Below are 23105 nucleotides of genomic sequence, written 5' to 3' on the forward strand. Positions count from 1 at the left end.
TCTATCTAGAGAATTAAGCGTGAGCCGTAGAGTCTGCCTAAATTTTGGCACTGCTCAGCCCGCGAAGCTCCATCCACAACGTTGCGCGGTTGAAGGTGCTCAGTTTAGGTCAAAGTTGCTTTCGCTTCTTGGATCTTCTCGCTGCAACTCTTTGCCGAACTGAATCGCCCAAACGGGACTCTGGTGACTTGTTTAGACGTGCTTGGCTTAAAGCAGGGGTAGCTGGATCTGAAACTCGGTTCCTGCTCCGGGTTGGGAGAGACAGCACAAGTGCCCAGCGTGGGTCTCCTCGACAATTTGCTGCGCGATCGCTAACCCCAGCCCCGTGCCTTTACCGACCGCCTTAGTGGTAAATAAATGGTCGAAAATTCGTGATCTAACGGCTTCAGGCATTCCCACCCCATTATCTCGAATCGAAACCACAACCCGACTGGCAGTTTCATCAACCCACGTCTCGATCTCAATCCGGTTTGGATGCGCTTGAAGGTCTTCTAGGCTCCGTCCTACATTAGATTCTTCTAACGCATCGATGGCATTGGCAAGTAAATTCATAAATACCTGATTGATCTGACCCGGAAAGCAATTTACAACGGGTAATTCTCCGTATAGCAGCCCAACGGCAATCTCAGGACGGCTGCTGTTGGCTTTCAGGCGGTGTTTGAGAATGAGAATAGTGCTGTCGATCCCGTCATGGAGATTAAAGGGCACTGCGTGATCTTGATCGGCTCTGGAAAACGTGCGGAGGCTCGTGCTAATGCCAAGGATACGATCGATGCCCAGTTTCATCGAGTCGATTAACTTGGGCAAATCTTCCCGCAAATACTCCAGATCAATCTCTCCTAGGGCTGCTTGCAGGCTAGGGCTGGGGTTGGGGCACTGTTGCTGATATAAATCGATCAACTTCAATAAATCATTGGTATGGTCTCGGGCTGGCTGCAAATTTCCTAACAAAAAGCCGATCGGATTATTGATCTCGTGGGCGACTCCTGCTATCAAGTTTCCCAACGCCGACATTTTCTCGCTCTGTATTAAATTCGCTTGGGCGTGCTGTAACTCGTGCAGCGTGGTCTGGAGTTCTTCCGCCCTGGCATGAACTTGAGCATAGAGACTCGCCTGATTGATCGCGGCGCTAATCTGGCTCAGCAAAGTGTTCAATACTACCATCAGTTCACTGTTGGGCTGAACTCGGGTGTGATGTTTAGCAGTTGCTGCCGTGTTGCCGATCGCAACTAAAAATTGCGGGAGTTCTGTACTACACTTGAGCGCAAACAGAAAATATTCATCCATGCCCAAGGTCTCACCCAGGGCTTTCAGATCGGCTTGAGAATGATTTACTTCAGCAATCAGGCACTCTAACTCTTGATGAAACTGCGGCAGGGGAGGAGTGTCTATCCCTAGCACAAGCTGTTTTAGCGCCTCCTCTTCTGCCTCTTGGTAATAGCCGTCCCACGCCTCAGCGCGGTAACTTTGGGTATCTGATTCGTAGCGCAACAGTAAGCAGCGCTCGAAATTGAGTTCGTAGATCACAAACAGAACGGTCAATCGAAAAATTTCGGTATGAGCGTCTAGCTGCCATAGACAGGCATGAAGCTGTTGCCCCATCTCGTTGATCTGACGATAAATTTGAATTTGTTGATCGAGTTGTTCTTGAGATTCGATCATTCGCCGCTCAGCCCAAGTCAGGCGTTTGACTTGGTTGGATAAGTCTGCGTTTTCTTTGCGAAGTCGCTCAAGTTCTTCAGTAATAGACAATATAGCTGAATGGTTAGCGGACATAAATTAGCAAATTAGCAATGAGTGTGAGGAGAGTAAACAGCGAATCAGCACGGTTGTAAAGTATGGAGGATGAACGCTAGAAAACTCGCGTTGGGAAAATTATGCGATCGCACAAAGCACGATTGTGTAGTTATGAAAGGAATTAGTTTCACCAACCGGTGCAATTTCACCATTGGTATAAAGACCAATCCACGGCAACGTCGAGCCGACAGCCTGTTGCAGATGCTTCTGAAGATCGAGTTTCTGCCGTTCTCCCAAAACCGATTTTCCCCGTCCGTAGCAGTCAAACTGAAAGATTAGCTCAGGAGCGCGATCGCCAATCTGGGTCTTAATCTGTTGAGCCGCCCGCTCTACACCTTGAGCAATGCGATCGGGGTCACGGCGAGTCACCCAAATACTGCTTCCTTCCAGCACTTCGGTTTGCAGGGTAACGGAACCCGCTACGTCATCTTTGGCAGGCAGATAACGAATCACAAAATCATCGTCGGTGTTGAGACGGGTGGGGGCTTTGAGTCCGAAACAGAAGCTCACGATCGTTTTATCCCACGTCTGAATCTCTGTTTCAGTGAGATATTCTTTCAAAACTTCAAAGACTGGGCGATGGTCAATTTCATAAATGATGTTGCCGGAGGCGCGGGTTACTTTTCGCTCACAGCCGATCGGAATGCAACCATGATTGAGCGCCCAAGCGATTTGGGCTTGTCCTGAAAGCAGCGTTGCCACCACTCCATCACTCACGACTTGATTGTTGCAATACTGATAGCTGTGTTGCATGTCTACATCGCTGCCTGCGGCTCCGCCCAAAAACGGGAGAGAGATTCCCAGGGCTTCAATTCCAGCCGCTAGACGGTCAAAGTTTACGGTCAATCCATCGGTAAATAGAAAGAGGGCGAGGGCATCGTCTTTGATCTGAGCCTTGAGTTGAGATGCGATCGCGCTTCCCACGGCAGCGGGGTCTTGCTTGAGTCCGATCGAGACATGGTTTTGAAAGCGCAGCGTATCAGAACAAATCACCATCACGGCTACCGAAAAGCTAGACTCATCCGCTTCGTTTTGAGTGATGATGCCCTGCCCAGAGCATCCAGACAGGGGGCAATGACCGGTTGCCGCTCGCACCGATTGGACTAGCGCTTGCTGGTCGTAGCCCAAAGAGGAAAATAAAAAAACAAAATCAGGGGTTTCAACCCCAGCAGCAGCAAGCGCCTTTCGAGCGGCTTCCTGACCCGCCTGCACAACATTGCGATGGTGACTAATCCCCACTCCAGCTTGCGTTGCCATTTCTAAACGTCCTTAATTGAAACCCTATATCTACTGACGTAGAGTATTCCCATTGGCAAAGGAAAAGGCTAAGCGTTTCTAAATTTTGCCGAATTTAACGTGAATTCAGCCCGCCTAACGTTGACCTGACTTCAACCCTCATCGCGCCACGGTAGAGCAAGGGTTCTAGAACTTAGAACCCTTGCCAATCTGGAGATCTCAGTTTCTTTAACTGCTCTAGCCGCACGTTGAAATAACTGTGATCTAGGCGGCTGTAGTTGTGATGAATGGCATTGGTGAGGCTGATTGACCAGACCCAGATGTGAGCAACTTGAGTAAAAGCAGGCAGGGCGGCGCGTTCAAATTCTGCGATCGCACTGACAGTTTCATAGCCGTTTAGAAAGGCTGCTCGCACACTTCGGCTAATGCCCGTACTTACTGCAACTTGTCGGAATTTACCCAAGTCAAACGCACGCCAACCATAACCGCATTGATCAAAATCAAACATTGTAATTCCATCATCTGAGGTGAAATGAGCGTTGCCGCTATGAGGATCGCCCCAGCAAATGCTCCAGTAAGGAGACTCCTTCGGAAAATTTTTAAGTTGGGTCTTAATATCGTCAATCGCAGATTCAACATAATCGTAGTCATCAAACCGATGCTTTAGAAATGGCAAAATAAATTGCCACGATCGATCGAGTAAATACTCTAATGTCAATGCTGAACGATTGGCATACGTCAAAAATTCTGCCCCGGCTTGATGGACAAACGCCAGCGTTTCTCCTAGTTTCGCGGCTTGAGTCAGGTTCAAGTCTCCTAGCGGCACGCTTCCAGGCGCATAAATAAACAGCGAGGCATAGCGTTTTCCTTCGGGGGCATCAAGTTCGAGAAATAGCTGACCCTCTTTTGTAGAGAGCGGATAAGCCACGGGAAGGTGATGCTGATGAAGATAATGAAGCAATTCCAGTTCAAACTCAATTTCAGATTTGCAGCGCCAGTGACAATGGGAAACTTTCAAAATGTAGGGCTGCTCTAACGTTTCTACCAGGTAAACATCGCTCAAGCCACGATGCCAAAATTGGCAGGCGTTTACCTCTGGAATGTTGTAGCACGACAGCACCCTAGACACCACAGCTTGGGGAGACAATGTGGAATAGATGACGGGAAAGGAGCCAGCGATCATAGGGGGTTGACGCTTACAGGCGATATCTGTCATTTTCCATACTGCGTTAGAACTTGTCTTGTTTTGGTCAGATGGGATACAAATTTTCAAGGGGCGTTGTGGAGAAAGAGTATAACTGGGGAGAGACATCAGCGATCGCGGAGACGAAATGAACATTAAGCGATGGATTGCTCGGCGAGAGGTGGACTGGAAGCAGTTGGATAGCCTGCTAGGGCGGGTGGAGCAACGGGGGCTGCGATCGCTCTCGACCGATGAAATTAAGCAACTGGCAAGTCTCTATCGCTCGGTGTCGGGCGATCTGGCGCGGGCGCGAACCTATCAGGCGTTGGTGGGCACCACGATCGTGCAACACTTGCAGCGGCTGACGTCTCGCGGCTATAGCCAGGTCTATCAAGGGGCAAGGCGGCAAGAATGGCAGCGCATTCTAGAGTTTTATCGTTGGGGATTTCCGGCAGTGGTGCAGCAGACAAGCGGCTATAGCTTGCTAGCGTTGGCGCTGTTTGTGGCGGGGGGGTTGGTAGGGTGGTGGCTGTCGTGGCGCGACCCGGTGTTTCTGTCGTTGGTGTTGCCCGAATCGATGATTCAAACCGTTCGGGAGGAGCAAACCCTATGGATGGGATCGATTTTGGGTGTTGAGCCGTTGGCGTCGAGCCAGATTATGGTGAACAACATTCGGGTATCGTTCACGGCGATCGCAGGAGGAATAACGTTAGGAATAGGGACGATTTTGCTCCTATTTTTTAATGGTCTGATGATTGGAACCGTGGGGACGCTGGTTGGGCAAAATGACCTGGCGTATCCGTTTTGGGCGTTTGTGTTGCCCCACGGGTCGCTAGAGCTTCCGGCGATTTTTCTGGCGGGGGGCGCGGGGCTGCTGATTGCGCGGGGAATCTTATTTCCGGGGACAATGCGGCGGGCAGATGCGCTGAAAGTTTACGGAGTGCAGGCGGCGCAGTTGGGGTTTGGGATTGTGCCGATGTTGGTAATTGCAGGTGCGATCGAAGGGTTTTTCTCCCCTAGTCCAGTGATTCCTGACCCGGTGAAGTATTTGGTGGGACTGGTGCTATTTTGTGGGCTATTGGCGTACTGCAACTCATCCCGCCAGCCGCAAGCTGACATCCGCTCCCATTGAATTCAATTCGTTATCGCATTCCAACAACGATCATCGAAATTTGCTTGGGATGGCGGGCGATCGCGTCTGGCACCGTTCCCAACGCCGATACCCCCGGAAGGTTGGGGTTTGTTCGAGTAATCAGCACGAGCAGGTCATCGGTCTTGAGTAGCCCCAGCACCTTGTTGATAAACTTACCTCGGATTTGTTGGACGGGGACACCTGACCGGCTAGGGTCGATCGTGGGGGCACGATTACTCGATACGATCTGCACGATTTCAAGCGATGCCTTGAGTTCGGTGGTGAGGGCTTGGGTCAGCGCCAACGCTTGTTGGAAGTGGGAAACGCTGTGTTGGGCGTCAGAAATCGCCAGAACTACTCGCTGCGTGTTTTGAACCGATTGGGTAAACCGGGTAATCAGCACGGGCACGGTTGAATGGCGCACAACATTATCTAGCACGCTGCCGAAGAAATTTTCTCGATAGGTAGCATACCCCTTCCAGCCGCAGATGATCAGCGTTGCACTGCACTCTTGAGCCACTCGCAGAATGCCCCGATCGATAGAGCCGTCTACTCGACCAATTGGCTGAACCGTGGTGACGGCGGAATGGGCAATTTCCTCAGCCGTTGCCAACAGTTGATTTTGCTGCGCTTTGGCTTCAGCCGAAATTGGTCCATCGCGATCGGTCAAGACGTGTAGCGGAAACAGAGTGCCGTCGGTAGATTTGGCGAGGAGGATAGCCAGAAAGAGGAGGTCGTCTTCGGTGCTGGGGTTGGCGACTGGCACCAAAATGCGGTATGGCGCGGTGACATCGCTCTGCCCCTCAGTGAGACCAGAAGATGGGGGCTGAGCCGTTGAGCTAGAGGCACTCTGGCTGACCTGTTGCCCCCAGCGATCGGTGACCCAAGGTGAGACAATGCACGTCACCAAGATCATGGCAATGGTACCATTGACGGTCAGTTGATCGACGAGCTTGATGCTGTAGGCAACGGTGATGGCTGCCAAGGTAGAAGCTGCCTGAGCCACCGACAGCCCAAACATAACCATGATGCTAGATGAGTCAAACTTGAACAGTTTACCTGTGCCCCAAGCGGGCAGCAGTTTAGCACCGATCGCCACCACCACCATCACCCCAGACACCAGCAGCGATCGCGGCTCTTGGATCAAGGTGGCGGGGTTGACTAGCATGCCTACAGAGATCAGAAAAAACGGCACAAACAGCGTGTTGCCAATAAACTGAATTCGGCTCATCAGGGGGCTAAGTCGGGGAATCAAGGGCGTAATGCTAATGCCTGCCAGAAATGCCCCAATGATCGGCTCAATTTCTATCAGTCTGGCAACATAAGACACCACAAATAATGTCGCCACGACAAAGCTAAATTCTGCTCCTTCATCATGACCAAAGCGCCGAAAAAACCAGCGTCCCAATCTCGGTACACCCCAGAGGGTGGCAAAGGTATATAGGCTCAGCGATGGCAGTAAGAACAACCAAAATCCTAGGGTGAGGTTGCCCTGATGGGCTTTGACAACCACCGCCAAGACTAAAAGCGCCAAGATATTGACGATGAGCGTGCCGCCTAGGGTGATGGTGAGCACAGGGGTTCTCATGATGCCCTGTTTGCTCGCGATCGGTAATGCCAACAGGGTATGGGACGCGAAGCAAGAGGCAACCAAAATCGCAGACAGCAGGTTGTAGCCCAACAGCAGCATTGCGCCCGTGCCCAGCCCCATGGGAATCAAAAAGGTTGCTAGCCCAAAGGTGGTGGCTTTTTTGGCGTTGTACTTTAGGTCGTCCATGCTGGTTTCTAGCCCTGCCATGAACATGAGAAATAGCAGCCCAACTGTGCCCAACAGCACAATGGTGCTATCTCGCTCTAGAATGCCTAGCCCGTAAGGACCAATAATGACGCCTGCAATGATCAAGCCCACAATGCCGGGTAGCCGAATCCGCTCGAAGAGCAATGGGGCAACCAGCAAGACTGCCATCATCACGAGAAATATAGCAACCGGGTCGGTGATCGGGCTTGGAAGGAAGGCAAAAGGCATGATAGTAAGGATCATGGGTGATAGCGGATGGGGGCGATTGGATCAAAAAGGGGACGGTCGCAGTTGAGTTAGAGTCGAGCGATCGCAAAAACCCGATCGCCCGATCGCAAGACCCCCGACCCGCAGACGAGGTGCCTCAGTCTTAATCAAGTGCCGGTGCGGGGATCTCCAATGCTGGAATTGGGCTATTTGATCTGTCCTCACCCTAGCTTTCTTCTGCACAAGAGAGGACAAGCGGTGAATCAGATTTGCTTTTTTTGTAAGGAGAGGATTGAGCGAAGACCTCGACCCGCCACGGGGGAGGGCGAAGGAGGTTTGGTGGTGAACCAGCCCTTACGGGTCTAGGTATTCTACCAAGAGCACAGGCATCAACCTTGATCCAATCATCAGCCTGTCAATCTAACGTGCCATCTACGCCGATCAACGTGCGATCGTTGCATCTCTGCCAACCATCATTTCTATCTCAAACCCCGATGGTCTACCTCAAAACAAGAATGTTCCTACTCAAAATACGGATGTTCCTACTCAAAACAGAATCGTGTCTACTCAAAACAGAATCGTTTCTATTTGAAACAGAATTGTGTCTACTCAAAATACGGATGTTCCTACTCAAAACAGAATCGTTTCTATCTGAAACAGGAATGTTCCTTCCTAAAACAAAAACGTTCCCATCTAAAACAGGAACGTTCATTAAACACCTAGCAGCAACGTATTAAAAACTTACACCGTTGTTGGTTGGCTCTTCTCCCGTTTTGTGCGACGGGCAAACCGTTGTCCCAACTCTGCCACGAGTGGCTCTAAACCAGAACCCTGCCCACTTGCTTTTGCATAGGTATACACTTGCAACGCCGAAGAATATGCCTCACTACCCACCTTAAGATACGTATCATCGATCATCGACTGCAATTGCGTCATCGCCACCATAATCGGATACAGTTCTGCCAACAGTTCTACATCCCGCCGCATTTCTTCTAGGTCAAACGAGCGCGGCAGAAAGTCAGAATTCTGGGACGCCACCTCCAATGCTTTGTGAGCAAACGGCTGATTCTTATCGCCCATCTTTGGCAGAGCTTTGCGCTGATCAACAGTCAGACTCAATAGGAACGGCAGCTTTTCTTTAATCGTTGTGATCGCATCCATCACCGCCGCTTGGTCTGCATCATTCAACGTTGCGCTAATTTTCCCGGTTGACATAGGTATAAACCCCCTGTGCGTTTGGACAAAATTATCATGCCCAAAAATCGAGCGGTTCCCTACCCTTCGCCGCTCCGCTCGCCGTTTTACCCGTGCGATCGCTCCCTGTAATTATGAAACGGGCGTTTCTTGGCGATCCTCAGTTCGATTAGCATCCGCGATCGTTACCGGAGATTCTGCCCCCTGGACATCCACCGCAGGCGTGTGGGGCAACCGCAGCGTCACCAAAATACTCTTGATCACCACGGCTGTTGGCACGGCCACAATGACGCCGAGCAATCCGCCCACCCGTGCCCCGGTCAAAATCGACAGAAACACCCAGACGGGGTTTAACCCCGTCACACTTCCCAAAATTCTGGGCGCTGCCAGGTTTTCGATAATCTGCTGCACAATCAGCGAGGCGATCAGCACCTCAACCCCCAGCCCAATATCTCTGAGTGCCACCAAAACCGATACGATCGCAATCCCCACCGAGCCACCAAAGGGAATAAGTGCCATCGTGCCGATCGTCAGCCCAAACAACAGCCCAAACGGAACCCGCATCGTTAGAAACGTCACCGTCAAGACAAAGCCCATGCAAGTTGACGAGATCAATTGCCCAAAAAAGAAGTTCTGAAAACTGAGGCGAATGGTTTCGGTAAACGGCTCTCGAATCTTAGGCGGCAACCATTCGACCAAACTTTCCCACAATCGATCGCTATATTGCAGCAAATAAAACGTTAGCACCAGCGTCAGCAGCACATCGAGCAAGCTGGTCACCGTGACCACCGCGACGCCCAAAATATCCCCGGCAAGGCGCTGAAGCTGAAACTTTATCGGGTTGGTAATTTGGTCTGCCAACACATCTAAACTAATCGGAAAGCCCGCTTTCTCTAGCTGATCGTTTAATAAAATCAACTGTTGCTGACCCGAATCGATCCATTCAGGCAACCGCGCCACCAATTGTTGAGCCTGCTGAAGCGCAAGCGGCACCAAGGTGACCCCCAAGCCTAGCAGCACTGCGATCGCACACAAAAACACCACGATCGCCGCTCGCCCACGGGTTGCCCCATGCTGCTGCATATAACTCACAGGATAATTCAGCAAAAAGGTGAGGAGGGATGCCCCGACCAGGATCACAATCAGCGAATTAAAGTAGCGAAAGATGGACGAGATCGCCCACACATTAAGAACGACAAGCGGCACAAACAAAGCGCCTGCGATCGCGCGGAACATGGGAGACATCGACTCCCACCAAACTAATAGCCTGTTGCGTTGGGGCATGATGCAGCACGAAATGACAGTGGCGTTCCTGAGTCTTTTGGGAAGTCTCTAGTTATTATTATCTCTCTTGGGTCTTCAGTTCATCTTCCTTATTTCCTACTCCCTGCCTTATGACTGATTTTTTAGAAACGGATGAGATGCGCCACATCAAACTATTCCTTTATCTGTTGCCAGTATTCGGCTTTTTTCCCGCGATTTGGACTCTCTACCGCCAAGGGGGCACTCGCCCCGAACGAACACTCAGTCGTCTGGTGATCAAACTCTCAGTGGGCTGGCTTGTTGCCTACGTTCTGCTTGGGTTTGGCGCAACGTCGTCCTCCTCTCTGCACCTTCCGATGCTGATTAGCGCTAGTTTACTCACCTCTGGTTATTTTTTGGTTAACCTTTGGATGATGGTGCAACTGTGGCAGCGCAAATCGGTTGGGTTGCCCGGTGTTGGCTGGGTGAAACGGCTGCCTTGATGTGGGGCAAAGCAAGTCCGACGATCGCGCCGGATGGGTGGATACAGAGGCTCGTCTAGTCCATTTCCCCAAACCGAACGGGTCGTTTGGGCGATTACTCAACTCCATGAAAACAGGTTTAACCCTTTCTTAACCCGCTAGGGAAGAGTTTCGCCCTTAGCCCAAATGTTCGCTGAGGGCAAGACAACCACAACGGCAAGGAACTTGCAAGCGGGTGGTCAGCCCATCGTGCGATCGCATCGTCAGACCTGCTCGTCGGCGTCGGGCAACGTGGGCAAGGGTGGCTCAGTCGGGCTGTGCGCTTCTAGATGAGGCTCTGGTTGGGCAACAGACTCAGACATCGGGGTCAACGGCGGCTTGGTCAGTCTGTGTCCTTCCTGATTCCACGGGTCGAGAATATCTTTGACCAACACCTCTCGAATCCAAATTTGCCCCACAATCACCAACGGAATCGCCAGAAATAGCCCCAAGAAACCGAAAAAGACGGCAAACACCACCTGTGATATCAACGTCACCGCTGGCAAAATCGACACCTGCTTCGACATCACAAACGGAACCAGCAAATACTGCTCTAGTTGCTGAATCACAACATAAAGAATCAGCACTGCACCCGCTTTCCAAGGCTCATCTAACAGCGCGATCGCCATCGGTGGAATCACGCTCAACACCGGACCAACATTTGGAATGGCTTCGAGTAGCCCAGCCAATAGCGAATTTGCCAACACCAGCGGCACTTGCAGAATCAGCAGCGCGATGCCGCTCACAACAGCAATCACAACCATATTGATCAAAATGCCGCCCACCCAATTGACCAACGCCACCTCGCACAAGGCAAGAATTTCATCAGCGCGGCGACGATAGAACGACGGAAATAATAGAATCAACCCTTTCCGATAAGGCTGAGGGCTAATCAGCAACATCACCATCAGCACTAAGACCAACAGCAAATTCAACAGAACCGTTAGCGCATTGGAAAAGATGGCAAAGAAATTTCCGGCAAGGCGCGTTGCAAACGGCTGAACTTGCCGAATCAAATCGTCTACTCCCGGAACATATTGTGAGGCTCCAGGCAGCATGTTTTGCAGGTCTTGCACCCAAATTTGCACCCGTTCCAACCCTTGCGGCACCCGTTCGACAAGCTGTTGAAACTGAGTAATAAACGGCGGCACAATGATGCCCACAAAGGCAATCGACAAGATGATCAGCACTGCGATCGCTAGCCCAACTGCCCCGCCGCGCTTCATCCCCGCTTGGTGTAATCGTCGAACTAGACTATTTAAAGCGGTGGCAAAAACAACCGCCGCAAAGATCAAGAGCAACAGTTGGCGAATCTCCCACAATATATAGAGTGCGATCGCTAGCGCCAAAAACCCTACCCATCTTCCTAATCCCACAGTCGTGCTTCCTTAACTCAACGATTTGACTCAAATCTCCCAGGCAAATTCTAGGTTTGCCTTCTGTCAGTTGTACCTCTACTTGGCAACGTTAAGCCCGTCTTCTGAATGGTCTTCTACCTCCTTGCTGAGGAACAGTCCTGGTTAGAAACGATGTCCTATTCTCCTTTTTACCGATATATCTCACCCCTTTTTCCTTGATACTAAATAAGAACTGCCTAGCCTTGCGGAGGAATCATGCTGTCGAAAGGATTTGAAATCGAAGTCTACACAGGGACACCCCAGGGCGAAGTGGTGGGGATGGCAGACAAAATTGTGGCAGCGTTAGATGGCTTTGTTCGCGAACCAGACAACCGCAATGTAGAATACACCACGCCCCCGTGCTATCGCTACGAGCGATCGCTGTGCGATTTAGTTTTACCCCGCTTCCGAGTCCGCCAATACCTTCAGCAGTTTGGAGACTACACGCTGATTCCGGGCAGCACCCTGGCACTGGGAGGAGCCGATCGCTTTCACCGCTCTGATCCGGGCAATCCCTATCACGACTATATTGAACAAACCTACGGGACAAAAGTTGTCACAGCCAGCGTCCATATTAATGTCGGAATCAGTAATCCCGACCTTTTGATGCGGGCGTGCCGATTGGTTCGGGTTGAGGCTCCCCTGTATCTCGCGCTCAGTGCGGCATCTCCCTGGTTTAACGGCAAAACGACCGGTTCTCACTCGACCCGGTGGGCAGTATTTCCCAAAACGCCTGCCCACGTTCCTCTGTTTGAAAGCCATGCTCACTTTATTCGCTGGACAGAAGAACAGCTTGCCCTCAAAACCATGCAGAGTGTCCGGCATCTTTGGTCTTCGGTGCGCCCAAATGGCGATCGCCGCCCCTACAATCTCAATCGGCTAGAGTTGCGAATTTGCGATTTGGTGTCCGACCCGATCGCGCTTTTAGCCATTACTGCGCTGCTAGAAGCCAGACTTATTCAACTGATTAACGATCCAAATCTAGATCCGTTAAAACTGAGCGAATTGCCTGCAACGACTCGCGCCGAGGCATTGATTGATCTAACAGATGCCAACGAAGAACGGGCAGCCCAATCGAGCTTAGAGGCTGAACTGATTCACTGGCGCACCGGAAAGCCGATTCTGGCAAAAGACTGGGTTGAGGAACTCTACGCAGAAGTATGGGCAACCGCCAAACAGCAAGGCTTTAGCTGCTTCTTACTGCCTCTAAAGAAAATCTTGCGGGAGGGCAATGAGGCACAACAATGGCTCAAATTAGAAGCTCAAGGGTGGAGCAAACAGCAGATTTTAATGCAGGCAATTGGGCAAATGCAGACTAAAGAACTGGAGTTTCAGGCAGATTTGTGCCAACCCGTTGGGGCATAACTCGGCTTTTAATCGGTCAAGGCAACCCTGTAATGGGTGAAAAACCATTGAAAAATTTCCGATTTAGAAAGCTAATCATTGATTTATTTCTATATAATGTAGTAATTTCACCCATTTTTAGCCCCTAGAGCGATCGCTAACCCTCCTTATTACGTACAAGATGTCCTGTTTAAATGCCTCGAAAAATTACCGAACCCGCTCTGCGATCGCTACTGAGCATCTAGGGAACTAAGCATATACTTACGCCATTTCTGCTAAGTTTCTCCGCCATCTGTTAGAGACAAACCCCGCTAAGATCCAGCAAACTCAGCACTTTCTGACAAAAAATAAAGTTTCTATTTGGCATAAGCAGATGGCTCAGCAGAAATTAAAATATCTAATCAATCCTCTCAGCGCCAGAACCATTAAAAAAATCTATAAAAGGTTTATTTCTGGGATAGTGTGCGACCGGCTCCTCTAAACCGCCCGAAGTATCATTCCTTATGCCCAAAGTTGTTTTAGTTCACCCGCTCATTCCTCCCAATACCGGAAATGTTGCCCGCACTTGTGCAGCCACCCAAACCGAGTTGCACCTCGTTGCTCCCTTAGGGTTTGAAATCAGCGATCGCACCGTCAAACGCGCCGGTCTCGATTACTGGATCTACGTCAATCTTCACGTTCATTCCTGCCTCGATAGCTTCCGCCTCTACCATCAACAGCAGGGTGGACGCTGGATCGGCTTTAGCACCAAAGGCAGCAAAAACTATAGCCATTTCCAGTTCCAAGACAACGACTGGCTTTTGTTTGGCAGCGAAACAGAAGGGCTTCCTCCTGATGTGATTGCCGAGTGCCCTGCAACCGTTCATATTCCGATCGCTGAGCCTGGAGTTAGAAGCCTTAATTTGTCTGTGAGCGCCGCGATCGGTCTATTTGAAGCTCGCCGTCAACTTGGATATCTCAATTAGAAAATCGCCCTCATTTCTATATAAACATGTGAGGATAAGTCACCCTCCAACACAGAAAAAACACACTAGATGCCGATTTAAGCAGTTTTTGAATAACACCAAAACGGTAGAAAAAACGGCGAATTCGTGACGTAAACTACTAAACCCTTTCTATCTGATAAGAAATTTATATCTAAAATTTAGACATTTAATAAATAAATTGCACCGGGTTCTACCCCTCAAATTGCATTAGCCTAAATACTTAGAAGCCCTTTCCCATAAAGGCTAGTGGCAGCCTCATTAAATTTTTCGCCGTTCACAATTTTCAGTGAAGCAACGCCCTTCTCCATGGATTTACGGTTGATGACTGGTATACTCTGCACTAATTTCATATCGATGAAGGCAAACCTATCGAGGACTTGACGCAGTACCTCAAAGTAGTCTAAAAGTTTTCCAGCAGATTCAGCATTCGCAGTCTGGTTATTTTTACAAAAGGGAGGACATAAACTGCTAATCTATGGTTCGCTGACTACTCAGATTCAGAGATTCAGAAATTTTCAACTTCTCAGTTTGACATTTCGAGAATATGGGTTAGGCTTATTGCCGCACCTGGCTAAGGTTGACATTTGCTCAAGGCATCTAGTAGGTTGCTTGAGATCCAATGTTGAAAAACGTTGAGAGATGTAACCTTGTCTAAATCAAGGAAGCAGGGTAACCTTACGTAAGTATATTTACTCAATGTAACCTTGCTCGCTTGAAATCCTGTCTGAGTCATTTCGATCGAATCCTTTGTTCGTCAGGGTTCGAGGCTCACCGACAGTTAAATGCTGGATACTTTAGGAGGTCGTTTTTTGAAACGAGCAGTTCCGCAAGATGCAAACTCAGTTCCTTTGCGTAGCATCGATGTAGATGCTATCGAGGACAGCCCGAAGCAGACGCTCCCAGAGGACAATCGCCGTGCTTGTACCTCTGCTGCCATGATAGGACTTGCGATATCAGTAGGAGCCTATGGCTTACTAGCCCCTCAGAAAGGTGATAACGCGGTTGCGGCTGAACCAACCCCTGACACAACGCTTGCAGGGCACCCCTCCCTCAATGCCGTCGCTCAGCTACCCACAACCGAGGCTACGTCTTCTGTCCAAGTTCCAACTGTGACTCAATCTGTCACCATTGCATCTTCGTCACAGCCCATTAGTGCCCACACTGTTCAGGACGGGCAAACGCTCTGGAAAATCGCCAAACTCTACGGCGTTGACGTTGCGAGATTAGCATCCGCAAATAGCCTTCAGGTCAACACAGTCCTAGACGTTGGACAAGTTTTACAGGTTCCCTCTAGCGTTCAGGCAGCCATCCCTCAAGGGGGCATGAAGCAGATACCTGAGCTAAAACAGGTTCCCACCATTCCGGAAATTCCTGTAGCGACCAACCCTGCCCTTGGTGATGCATCCTCTGCATCTATGGTGCAGCGGCTTCCGAAGACTGAAAAGGTCGCTGCCTTGCAAACTTTGAAGCAAAATCGAGATCGGCTAAAGCAAAGTCTGGCGGAGTTGAAGTCTGAGGAGTCTACAACCGATGCCCAATCAGTTCTTGGAGCGGTTCCGGTTGCAGAGGAGGCTCAGCCTCAAGCAACGGTGACGTTCCAGAGCCATAAGGTGCAGAAAGGGGAAACGCTCTCTGCGATCGCGCAAACCAATGGGGTATCCCTGCTTGAGTTAGCAAAGCTTAATCGCTTAAGCAACCCAAATCTGCTCAAAGCAAGTCAGGTGATTCAGATTCCAGAGGCGGAGGCATCCGCTCAGGCACCCCCCCTGCCTGCGACTAATAGTCCTGCTGTCGCCATACCCGTTGTGCCTAGTTTAGCGGCAACTCAGAACGTAGATAGCGTTTCTGCACCCCTGGCGATTGGAGGAGATGCTCAGCAGTTTGCCTTCAACAGGGCAGGCGGCAAAGCGCCAGCTTCCGGCTCAGCATCGTATGGTGTGAAACAGCAGGATAGCTCTCCCTATGTGAGCAGCTTAATGTCTGAGATCGTCCGGCTGCGAGAAAAATATCAGGGGCGCTCAAATGCTGGAAGCTTAAAGCTACCTGCCAAGATTTCAGCGCCCCCATCTCCTACGGTCTCTCGCCGCGTGAAGCCTGAGTTTCAGGCTAGTCAGTCAGCGACGCCTCAGAGAGAAGCTCAGACGGTCAGGCAACCCGCTTCTAGGATGGACGCGTTGGTAGCAGACGCCCCCAAGCCTAAGGATCAGCTAGTTGCAACCTCTGCTTTAGGGTCTGAAACTTACACCCCTTTAATTCGCTCTCAGATCGGTAAAACAGTTTCTCCGAACGTGCCTCCTTTGGGTAAGTCAGAGAGCTATTTGCCGAACGCGACAGATAATCGCCTTAAGGGTTATGCTTGGCCTGCTAAGGGTGTCCTTACCTCTGGCTATGGCTGGCGCTGGGGTCGAATGCACAAGGGGATCGATATTGCCGCCCCAGTTGGCACTCCGATCGTGGCATCCGCTCCTGGAAAGGTTGTTACATCGGGTTGGAATGATGGCGGCTACGGCATTCTAGTTGAGATTGAGCATAGTGATGGTAGCGTCACTTTGTATGCCCACAATAGCCGGACGTTAGTCCGAGTTGGTCAGCAAGTTACTCAGGGTGAGAAGATCGCTTTGATGGGCAGCACAGGCTTTAGCACAGGTCCTCATTCTCACTTTGAGGTGCATTTGCCAGGGCGTGGTGCAGTTAACCCGATCGCCCATCTGCCTCAAAATCGTAGCTAACCAGCCAAACTGCGATTTTGTAACAATTTGATTAACCATTCGATTTTGTCACCAGCAAAGAGGGATCTCCTAAAAATGGATTCCCTCTTTGCTGCTTTACTTATTGGTTTGGTTTCAGAGTAGATGCATGAAAAGCATTGAGAAATCTTCTGAGGAGACAGTACCCTCCGTTCGGTCTTCTAGACCGTTGAGCAACCGTGCCAGATCAGCTTCGTCTAGTTAGGCACCTTTACTTGCGACCTAGCCACTTTGCCGCGATCGCACCCATGGCTGCGCCCACTAATGGATTGCTGAGAAACTTAACGATCGCAGGCTGGTCGGCTAACACTTCATGAAAGACATCAGGATGATTGTGATAGGCAAAATTTGCTAACTTGCTAACATCATCTGCATTCATGCGGCTGGCATGGTGAGTAGACAAACCCAGTTGCTTTTCTAAATCGCGATCGCTCAAGCTTCGCTTTTTAAAGTGGCTGAGAAATTCGCGGGCAACATCATCTCGCTCATTCGGCTTGATTTGTGCGATCGCGCGCTGCAATTCAGGCTCCATCTGGGCAGAAGACACTCGATCAGGCTGAAACGATCGGCTAAATAGATCGCGCCGCTCATCGCGCGACGATCGTTGGGCAAAATCGTCAAAGTTATCGTAATTTTCTAAAGATGCAGATTCATCGGGCAAAGATTCTGTATTGCCCCCCGCAAGATCGTTCATGATCTGGCGCTTATACTGATCATTGCTAGACATGTTCTATTCTCCTAACGTTTTATAAACAGTTTTGAATCTTACGCTTAGCTAGGTTGCTGGTAGTTAACTTGATTTGATTGAATGTCGTACCGAGCCGTCAAGATCAATTTTTTATCGGGCGCATAAACCAATACAGACAAGTCTTGATTGGGGAAGCTCTTGTGAAATCCCTGCATTAACGATTGGGTCAAAGGTTTAACATCGCTAGGACGCACTTGAGGTGAGATGACAACGCCTAACTTATTGTTGTCACGCACGTAAGCGTCATTTAGCAACCCCTTAGATGCTTGCACAGCCCAAGTTCCGTAGTCTTGACCTGCGGTAGTGTTTCCGCGGGCAATAGAACCATAATCACGGCTGGCAATAGGCGCGGTGGTTTGAGGTTCACGGGCGACCGCAGAACTACATGCCGTTGTAATGGTCAGCATAAATACCAACGCTAAAGCCGCTAATATTTTTCGGCTTCGCTGAAAAAAGCTCATAAGCTACCTCCTAAATGTAATGAATAACTGATGCAACAAAAAACTGTCAAAAGGAAACACTGAACCTGATGCAATTGGTGTCGAATTAGCATTGCAACAAGTGATGTGAACCTGCTGTGTTTACGATCATAAGAGAGCACGATTTTGCAATCATCTCTCACTGGGAATAATTAATTTTGTTTACTTCTATTTGAGTAGGTAGTCTCAACAAAAAGGAATGTAATTAAGATGGCAATTGAAGCGTCAATCTATAAACTGCTTCTTCAACGCCAAGAGTCACGGAGCTTTGAGCGATCGCTGTGGCACTGAGACCGCAAAATGATGATGGCTATGTCATTCCATCCGACAACGTTCTTTCTGCTTGCATTCAAGCCGTTGCTGGCGCTGAGCCACTACGATCGCAAGATTCGGGCGGCGGGTCATCGGCAGACGCCAATCTGCCCAGATCACGTAGAGCTTATCAACGATCAACCCGATCACGGGTAACCGAGTCGCTGCATAGATCCACCCCATTCCTAATGTTTCATACACACGACGAAAAACTTCTACATTCGTGATCACGGTTCCATTTGCGAGTATGGCGTGGATTCGTCCCATTGCGGTTTCAAAATCGATTCCACCGTTTGCTTCGGCTGTGTAATCATCATCTGCAATATTAACAAACGCGACCAGCCCTCGACCTGCATCTCGTTTTCTTAAAAAGTTGATTTCTCGCACACACAACGGGCATTCTCCATCGTACAAAAGCTTAATTTGCCAAGACTGAGCCTTCCTAGATGGAGTAGCAGTTGAATCAGAAGGCTGAGCAGTAAATAGCGACATAGCAAACCGGAAGATGAGAGACCCTCTGCTATTGTAAAGATTTTTTGTGAAAACATTTTGTAAAGACGTTTGTGAAGCGCATTGTGTAAACAAATTTTGATAAAAATCGATGAGTTAAATTAATCAAGCGCGATCGCGCTACAGAAGACCTGCTGCACCGCGATCGCACTCCCTAAATTTTTCTCACCCAGTAAACCGCCGAAAAATCCTCAGTTTGTCCAGTCTTGCCCCACGCTTTCTCCAACCCAACTTTCAACGCCTCAAACAAAGCCTCGCGGTTGTTTGGCTCCAGCGCAATGTAGGGCGGCAGCGTACTCAAATGTTAGCTTGCATGTTAGCTTGTGCCGCGGTGCTAAACCACTCTTTTCGGTGCTCTGCTGGGTAATTCAGTAGACCAAGGATGGGCATTTTCAAACTTTTCTATAGGTGCTAATTCGTGGCTACGGCAACCTCACCAGGTTCGGTAAATTCATCAAACCAACGCTGATAGGCAACTAACGTTTTTGGGCGGTAAGGCTGTTTTCCCGCTAGCTTCCAGCGTTGTTTTGCGCTGAGGTGAATATTGTTGTCAAAAAAGTGTTGATCAAACGTTGCCCGCGGATTATCTGGATCGAGCAGTTGCCGATCGATCGCGCCACCAAGCTTAAAAATGCCACTAAATTCGGGGTCAAATGCGATCGCAGGATCAGGCTTCACCCCTCCTTCTGCCAAGGTCGGATCAAACTCCAGTCCCAGCCCTGCCTGTTGCGTTTCTTCCATCATCCACAGCAATGCCCCATCTGATAAGCCGCGATTCTCCTCGCGACCGCCCCCAACACAGCCATGAATGCCAGGAAACCAGACCTGCCGTAGATTTGTGCTGGCTCCTTCACTAACTTGCATTCGAGTCACATCAAACACTTTGCGACGCTCATCAATCGCAACAGCATGAAAGGCATTCTGAATGCGGCGATTAACCAGCGTGTCATGAAATTTGTATTTTGCGTTGAGCCAATTATCAAACGGTAGAATCGGAATTTGATCAGGCACACCGAGCGCACCGACCGTATCCCAACAGCCGAGCAGGGAAATCGGCACTTGCTCTCCATAATCACTGCGAAACTGTTGAGCAACCTGGTCACTTGGCGAAATGTTGCGATCGCGGTATATCTCGTATGCCCGTGGAATACGGCAGATGTGTTGACGCTTTGGCAATCCGGAGCAGTAGATCAATCCTGCCAAACTGCGGACTGTGTAAGCCCCTCGGCTAAAGCCAAAGAGATAAATTTCGTCCCCTTCTCCATAGTTAAGCGAGAGAAATCGGTAGGCTTTCTGAATCGTTTGATCAATCCCCCAACCAAACGCACCCCCCGTTAATTTGCCGACCGCGCCATCTCCGGTTCCTACCCCTTCGCTATAGTAGACGATTTGATCGATGCCATCGCGCGCAACAGACTTCACCGCCTGGGCAATTTTAACAACATTTGAAGGACACGGGTTTGTTAACTGTTGCCATGTTCCATCACAACAAACGACTAACCGTTTCATCTATAATCTCCTCCTGTATTACAAAGCACAACCATTACAGAGCCAGAGATCGCTCTAGACCGTTAGCAGCATCTCGCAAATTTTAGATGGAAATAGCGAATATAGAGTCGAAATTGATACTAAAACTACTTAACTCTCTCTAAGGTCTGATTCGGTTTTATCATAGTCATCTTCTAAAGCGCGCGCTTATTTGCATTTCTACAAAGTTCTTAATTGCTAAGGAGGCGCTCTTTCAAGATCCCTATTTTTTGACCTCAAACTAGCTTAATGACCATTCTGAGTCTACATCTTTGTAAAACTACGAGTATTGAATTTGACATCTTACAGTCTATATTTAATCGATCATCGCGTTGCTTGTAAAGACGCACTGCTCAAATGGGTGTGCGGTGTAGAACGGTAATTGTTAACACCCTTATTAACGCCTTAACGCCTTTGTTATACCAAATTAATCTGTAAATGCTACAGACGTGCAACCTCCCCCAACCCCTCCTTAGTAACGAGGGACGCCGGGAAAGTTCTTCCTTATCAAGGGGAGATGCCGTAGGCAGGGGGGTCGAGGATCTGTCGCAGTGAAAAATCAATTTGGTATTAATACCCTGTTGCCGCTAAGTCGAGCTTGCCCATGTAGTGAATGCGCTGGACTTGTGTTGCCCATGTGCCATCTTTGTAAAGCTCGATCAGTCGAAATCCAGGTTCCTGATGCCCCAGGGCAAATTCTGTGCTCTTAGGTTCAAACTGAACGCACGTTGAAGGCGTTCCCAAATATGACACTGTGCCGCGTTGATAGTAAAACTCTTGATGCACATGCCCAAATACCACTAACTTAATTTGGGAATAGCGATCAACGATGTCAAAAAATTCTGAAGCATTTTGCAAGCGGCTGCCGTCGATCCACTCAGATTCCACCTCAAGCGGCGGATGATGCATTGAAACCAGGGTCGGAGTATGGGGGAACTGCTGCAACTGCTGCTTCAACTCGTCTAAAGCGCTCGGTGAAAGCATTCCATGAACGCATCCTGGCGCTTGAGAATTGAGCAAAATTAGCCGCCACCCTCCCCCCTGAAATGATTTATCTGCTTTAAACAAAGGATGGGTTAGCGATCGCTCCATCATTTCAACGCAGTCATGATTTCCGGGCAACCAATAGATCGGCACCTCCAGCGAATTGAAGCGCGCTTGAAGATGCTGATAAGACGCTGCTGTGCCGTCTTGAGAGAGATCGCCAGTCAGCAAAAATAGATCGGGCAAGGGAGCAAGTTGGCGTAGAGATTCGAGCAAGGCTTCGAGCGATCGCAGGGTTGAGAGACCAAGCAGGTGCCGATCTTCTGTGGCAAACAGATGGGTATCACTGACTTGGACAATTCGCAACGAGGGGGAATGAGCCATACAATCTAACCTGGAACAACAGCAAGAATGTCTCCTCTTAACTTAAGCCAATTTAACGCTGGAAGCAGCCTTTGAATACTAGCTGAAGAAAGATTTCAACTTTGCATTGCTACAGCAATAAAGTGCAATCTTTGCTGTTAATGTATCGACAAATCGTTCTTGCATCAACGATCTGGGCGGAATGTACCTATGATCTCAGTCACATTTGAGAGGGAAGTAGGCGAGTTTTTCCAGGTTTGATAGCGAGTGGATGAGTCAGAATTGGTGTACTGACCACAACGTAGAGTAACCAGAAAAACTAGTGGCAGCCAAAACTAGCGTGCTTTCGGTAACGTTGTACAGCAAAATACAAGTGAGACAGGCGAGGGGATATAACCCTTCAGTGCCACTGTGCAAGCGCAGCCATGCGATCGCCCGCACAAAACTCATGCCAAAACTCAGCATAAATGTGGCAAATCCTACCACTCCCAAATCCAACAGCAGGTCTACGTAACCGTTGTGACCATTTAGGGCTTGCCAATTCATCCGGTAAAAAATATCAGATGAATCTCCTTGATTTCCCAACCAAAATGATTTATACCCATACCCAACCTAAAAGTGCTACGAGATTTTTTCTAAAGCAACCGCCCAAATGTCGGTTTGCCCAGTGAGTGTTAGATCTCGGCCCATAACTGAAACTAGAAGACCAATCTTCCACAGTTTTCAATACTGAAATTGACCCACCGATAACAGCAAGAAAACCACTGCTCCAAACACGAAGGCTCGTGCTAAAACATATTTTTGAGCAAATATGCCTCGCCAGGCACCAATATGAATAAGAGTGTCGGTTCCATAAGCAGGAAATGCAAGAGTAAATAGAATATTTGCGATCGCAATAACTCCTAAAGAAATTCCAAGCAATCGCATCTTTGACCGCTGGCTGAGAACAGACAAACCATTTAACCACGCATGGGCATTGATTGGTCGTCATGCCTGTCTTACTGAGCTTGGTGCTTTTGTGGATAGTAAAGACTATGCTATCCTCTCTGGTCGCGGCGGTATTGGCAAGACGACCCGATCACCCAGCGAATTAACAAAGCCTGTACAGCCCCCACAGCCCTTTTCCCACTCCGGAGCGAACATGAAGTGGTAGATGATTAGTTGAGTTCGTCCATCAAACAAGTCAATGAGTTTGACAGAACCGTTCGCTCCTTCTAAGGGGTATTCCTTCTCAAGTTTGACTATTGGTAGCCTGCGTCGTTCTGCATTGATGCGATCGCGATGCTTGGTCAACTCTTTTTCGTGTTCAAGCAATGTTTTACGAGCAGTCAGCCACTCATCTTTTCCAACAATTTCTGGATGTGCAATTACATTCTGAGCCATTGTAGATCTCCATGA

At 49.4% G+C, this 23105-nt stretch carries 22 protein-coding genes; 6 read left to right on the forward strand and 16 right to left on the reverse strand.

Annotation, left to right across the window (positions count from 1 at the left end):
- Positions 1-207 precede the first annotated feature (207 nt).
- The 3 genes from GS601_RS16260 to GS601_RS16270 all read right to left on the reverse strand — a co-directional run bounded on the left by GS601_RS16260 (position 208) and on the right by GS601_RS16270 (position 4249).
- Positions 208-1752, reverse strand: a complete 1545-nt coding sequence (locus GS601_RS16260) for a sensor histidine kinase (RefSeq protein ID WP_238393308.1) — start codon at positions 1750-1752, stop codon at positions 208-210.
- A gap of 123 nt (positions 1753-1875) precedes the next feature.
- The gene (locus tag GS601_RS16265) at positions 1876-3054 is read right to left on the reverse strand and encodes an FIST signal transduction protein (RefSeq protein WP_162424345.1); all 1179 of its coding nucleotides are present in this window, start codon (positions 3052-3054) and stop codon (positions 1876-1878) included.
- Between the two features lie 172 nt (positions 3055-3226).
- A complete protein-coding gene (locus tag GS601_RS16270) occupies positions 3227-4249 on the reverse strand; it encodes a phosphotransferase (protein WP_238393309.1) in 1023 nt (340 codons plus the stop codon).
- Positions 4250-4364: 115 nt separating this feature from the next.
- Here GS601_RS16270 and GS601_RS16275 point away from each other — a divergent pair, with 115 nt between their 5' ends.
- Positions 4365-5348 carry a stage II sporulation protein M gene (locus GS601_RS16275; RefSeq protein WP_162424346.1) on the forward strand — a complete coding sequence of 328 codons (984 nt, stop codon included), beginning with the start codon at positions 4365-4367 and terminating at the stop codon, positions 5346-5348.
- 10 nt (positions 5349-5358) lie between these two features.
- On the opposite strand, the gene GS601_RS16280 is transcribed toward GS601_RS16275, so the two are convergent.
- Positions 5359-7374: a cation:proton antiporter domain-containing protein gene (locus GS601_RS16280; protein ID WP_238393310.1), complete on the reverse strand. Its 2016-nt coding sequence runs from the start codon at positions 7372-7374 to the stop codon at positions 5359-5361.
- Between the two features lie 17 nt (positions 7375-7391).
- Here GS601_RS16280 and GS601_RS23650 point away from each other — a divergent pair, with 17 nt between their 5' ends.
- Positions 7392-7520 carry a hypothetical protein gene (locus GS601_RS23650; RefSeq protein WP_274381992.1) on the forward strand — a complete coding sequence of 43 codons (129 nt, stop codon included), beginning with the start codon at positions 7392-7394 and terminating at the stop codon, positions 7518-7520.
- A 574-nt stretch (positions 7521-8094) separates the two neighbouring features.
- Here the strand turns inward: GS601_RS23650 and GS601_RS16285 are convergent.
- A complete protein-coding gene (locus tag GS601_RS16285) occupies positions 8095-8568 on the reverse strand; it encodes a hypothetical protein (protein WP_162424348.1) in 474 nt (157 codons plus the stop codon).
- Between the two features lie 111 nt (positions 8569-8679).
- Positions 8680-9831 carry an AI-2E family transporter gene (locus tag GS601_RS16290; RefSeq protein WP_162424349.1) on the reverse strand — a complete coding sequence of 384 codons (1152 nt, stop codon included), beginning with the start codon at positions 9829-9831 and terminating at the stop codon, positions 8680-8682.
- Positions 9832-9941: 110 nt separating this feature from the next.
- Between GS601_RS16290 and GS601_RS16295 the strand changes: the two genes are divergently transcribed.
- Positions 9942-10292 carry a hypothetical protein gene (locus GS601_RS16295; protein ID WP_162424350.1) on the forward strand — a complete coding sequence of 117 codons (351 nt, stop codon included), beginning with the start codon at positions 9942-9944 and terminating at the stop codon, positions 10290-10292.
- 242 nt (positions 10293-10534) lie between these two features.
- Here GS601_RS16295 and GS601_RS16300 read toward each other — a convergent pair whose 3' ends face one another.
- A complete protein-coding gene (locus GS601_RS16300) occupies positions 10535-11686 on the reverse strand; it encodes an AI-2E family transporter (RefSeq protein ID WP_162424351.1) in 1152 nt (383 codons plus the stop codon).
- Positions 11687-11923: 237 nt separating this feature from the next.
- Here GS601_RS16300 and gshA point away from each other — a divergent pair, with 237 nt between their 5' ends.
- From gshA to GS601_RS16315, 3 genes are all read left to right on the forward strand, one after another.
- Entirely contained in the window at positions 11924-13072 is a 1149-nt protein-coding gene (gene gshA / locus GS601_RS16305; protein WP_202925140.1) for a glutamate--cysteine ligase, read from the forward strand.
- A 482-nt stretch (positions 13073-13554) separates the two neighbouring features.
- Complete coding sequence (locus GS601_RS16310) at positions 13555-14016, forward strand: tRNA (cytidine(34)-2'-O)-methyltransferase (RefSeq protein ID WP_162424352.1); 462 nt, start codon at positions 13555-13557, stop codon at positions 14014-14016.
- 830 nt (positions 14017-14846) lie between these two features.
- Positions 14847-16766 carry a peptidoglycan DD-metalloendopeptidase family protein gene (locus GS601_RS16315; protein WP_162424353.1) on the forward strand — a complete coding sequence of 640 codons (1920 nt, stop codon included), beginning with the start codon at positions 14847-14849 and terminating at the stop codon, positions 16764-16766.
- A 229-nt stretch (positions 16767-16995) separates the two neighbouring features.
- Here GS601_RS16315 and GS601_RS16320 read toward each other — a convergent pair whose 3' ends face one another.
- The 9 genes from GS601_RS16320 to GS601_RS16360 form a co-directional block, all read right to left on the reverse strand.
- Positions 16996-17511, reverse strand: coding sequence for a hypothetical protein (locus GS601_RS16320; protein ID WP_162424354.1), 516 nt, complete (start codon positions 17509-17511; stop codon positions 16996-16998).
- Between the two features lie 44 nt (positions 17512-17555).
- The gene (locus tag GS601_RS16325; protein WP_162424355.1) at positions 17556-17993 is read right to left on the reverse strand and encodes a hypothetical protein; all 438 of its coding nucleotides are present in this window, start codon (positions 17991-17993) and stop codon (positions 17556-17558) included.
- 333 nt (positions 17994-18326) lie between these two features.
- Positions 18327-18815 carry a thiol-disulfide oxidoreductase DCC family protein gene (locus tag GS601_RS16330; RefSeq protein ID WP_162424356.1) on the reverse strand — a complete coding sequence of 163 codons (489 nt, stop codon included), beginning with the start codon at positions 18813-18815 and terminating at the stop codon, positions 18327-18329.
- Between the two features lie 172 nt (positions 18816-18987).
- Positions 18988-19134, reverse strand: a complete 147-nt coding sequence (locus tag GS601_RS16335) for a hypothetical protein (RefSeq protein ID WP_162424357.1) — start codon at positions 19132-19134, stop codon at positions 18988-18990.
- A gap of 110 nt (positions 19135-19244) precedes the next feature.
- Positions 19245-20342, reverse strand: coding sequence for a DUF2235 domain-containing protein (locus GS601_RS16340; RefSeq protein WP_162424358.1), 1098 nt, complete (start codon positions 20340-20342; stop codon positions 19245-19247).
- Between the two features lie 588 nt (positions 20343-20930).
- Complete coding sequence (cpdA, locus tag GS601_RS16345) at positions 20931-21728, reverse strand: 3',5'-cyclic-AMP phosphodiesterase (RefSeq protein ID WP_162424359.1); 798 nt, start codon at positions 21726-21728, stop codon at positions 20931-20933.
- A 255-nt stretch (positions 21729-21983) separates the two neighbouring features.
- Entirely contained in the window at positions 21984-22253 is a 270-nt protein-coding gene (locus GS601_RS16350) for a hypothetical protein (RefSeq protein ID WP_162424360.1), read from the reverse strand.
- A gap of 177 nt (positions 22254-22430) precedes the next feature.
- Positions 22431-22634 carry a hypothetical protein gene (locus GS601_RS16355; protein WP_238393311.1) on the reverse strand — a complete coding sequence of 68 codons (204 nt, stop codon included), beginning with the start codon at positions 22632-22634 and terminating at the stop codon, positions 22431-22433.
- 105 nt (positions 22635-22739) lie between these two features.
- Positions 22740-23090, reverse strand: coding sequence for a DUF899 family protein (locus tag GS601_RS16360; RefSeq protein ID WP_238393312.1), 351 nt, complete (start codon positions 23088-23090; stop codon positions 22740-22742).
- Positions 23091-23105 lie beyond the last annotated feature (15 nt).

The organism is Myxacorys almedinensis A (assembly GCF_010091945.1).
GTDB lineage: Bacteria > Cyanobacteriota > Cyanobacteriia > Leptolyngbyales > Leptolyngbyaceae > Myxacorys > Myxacorys almedinensis.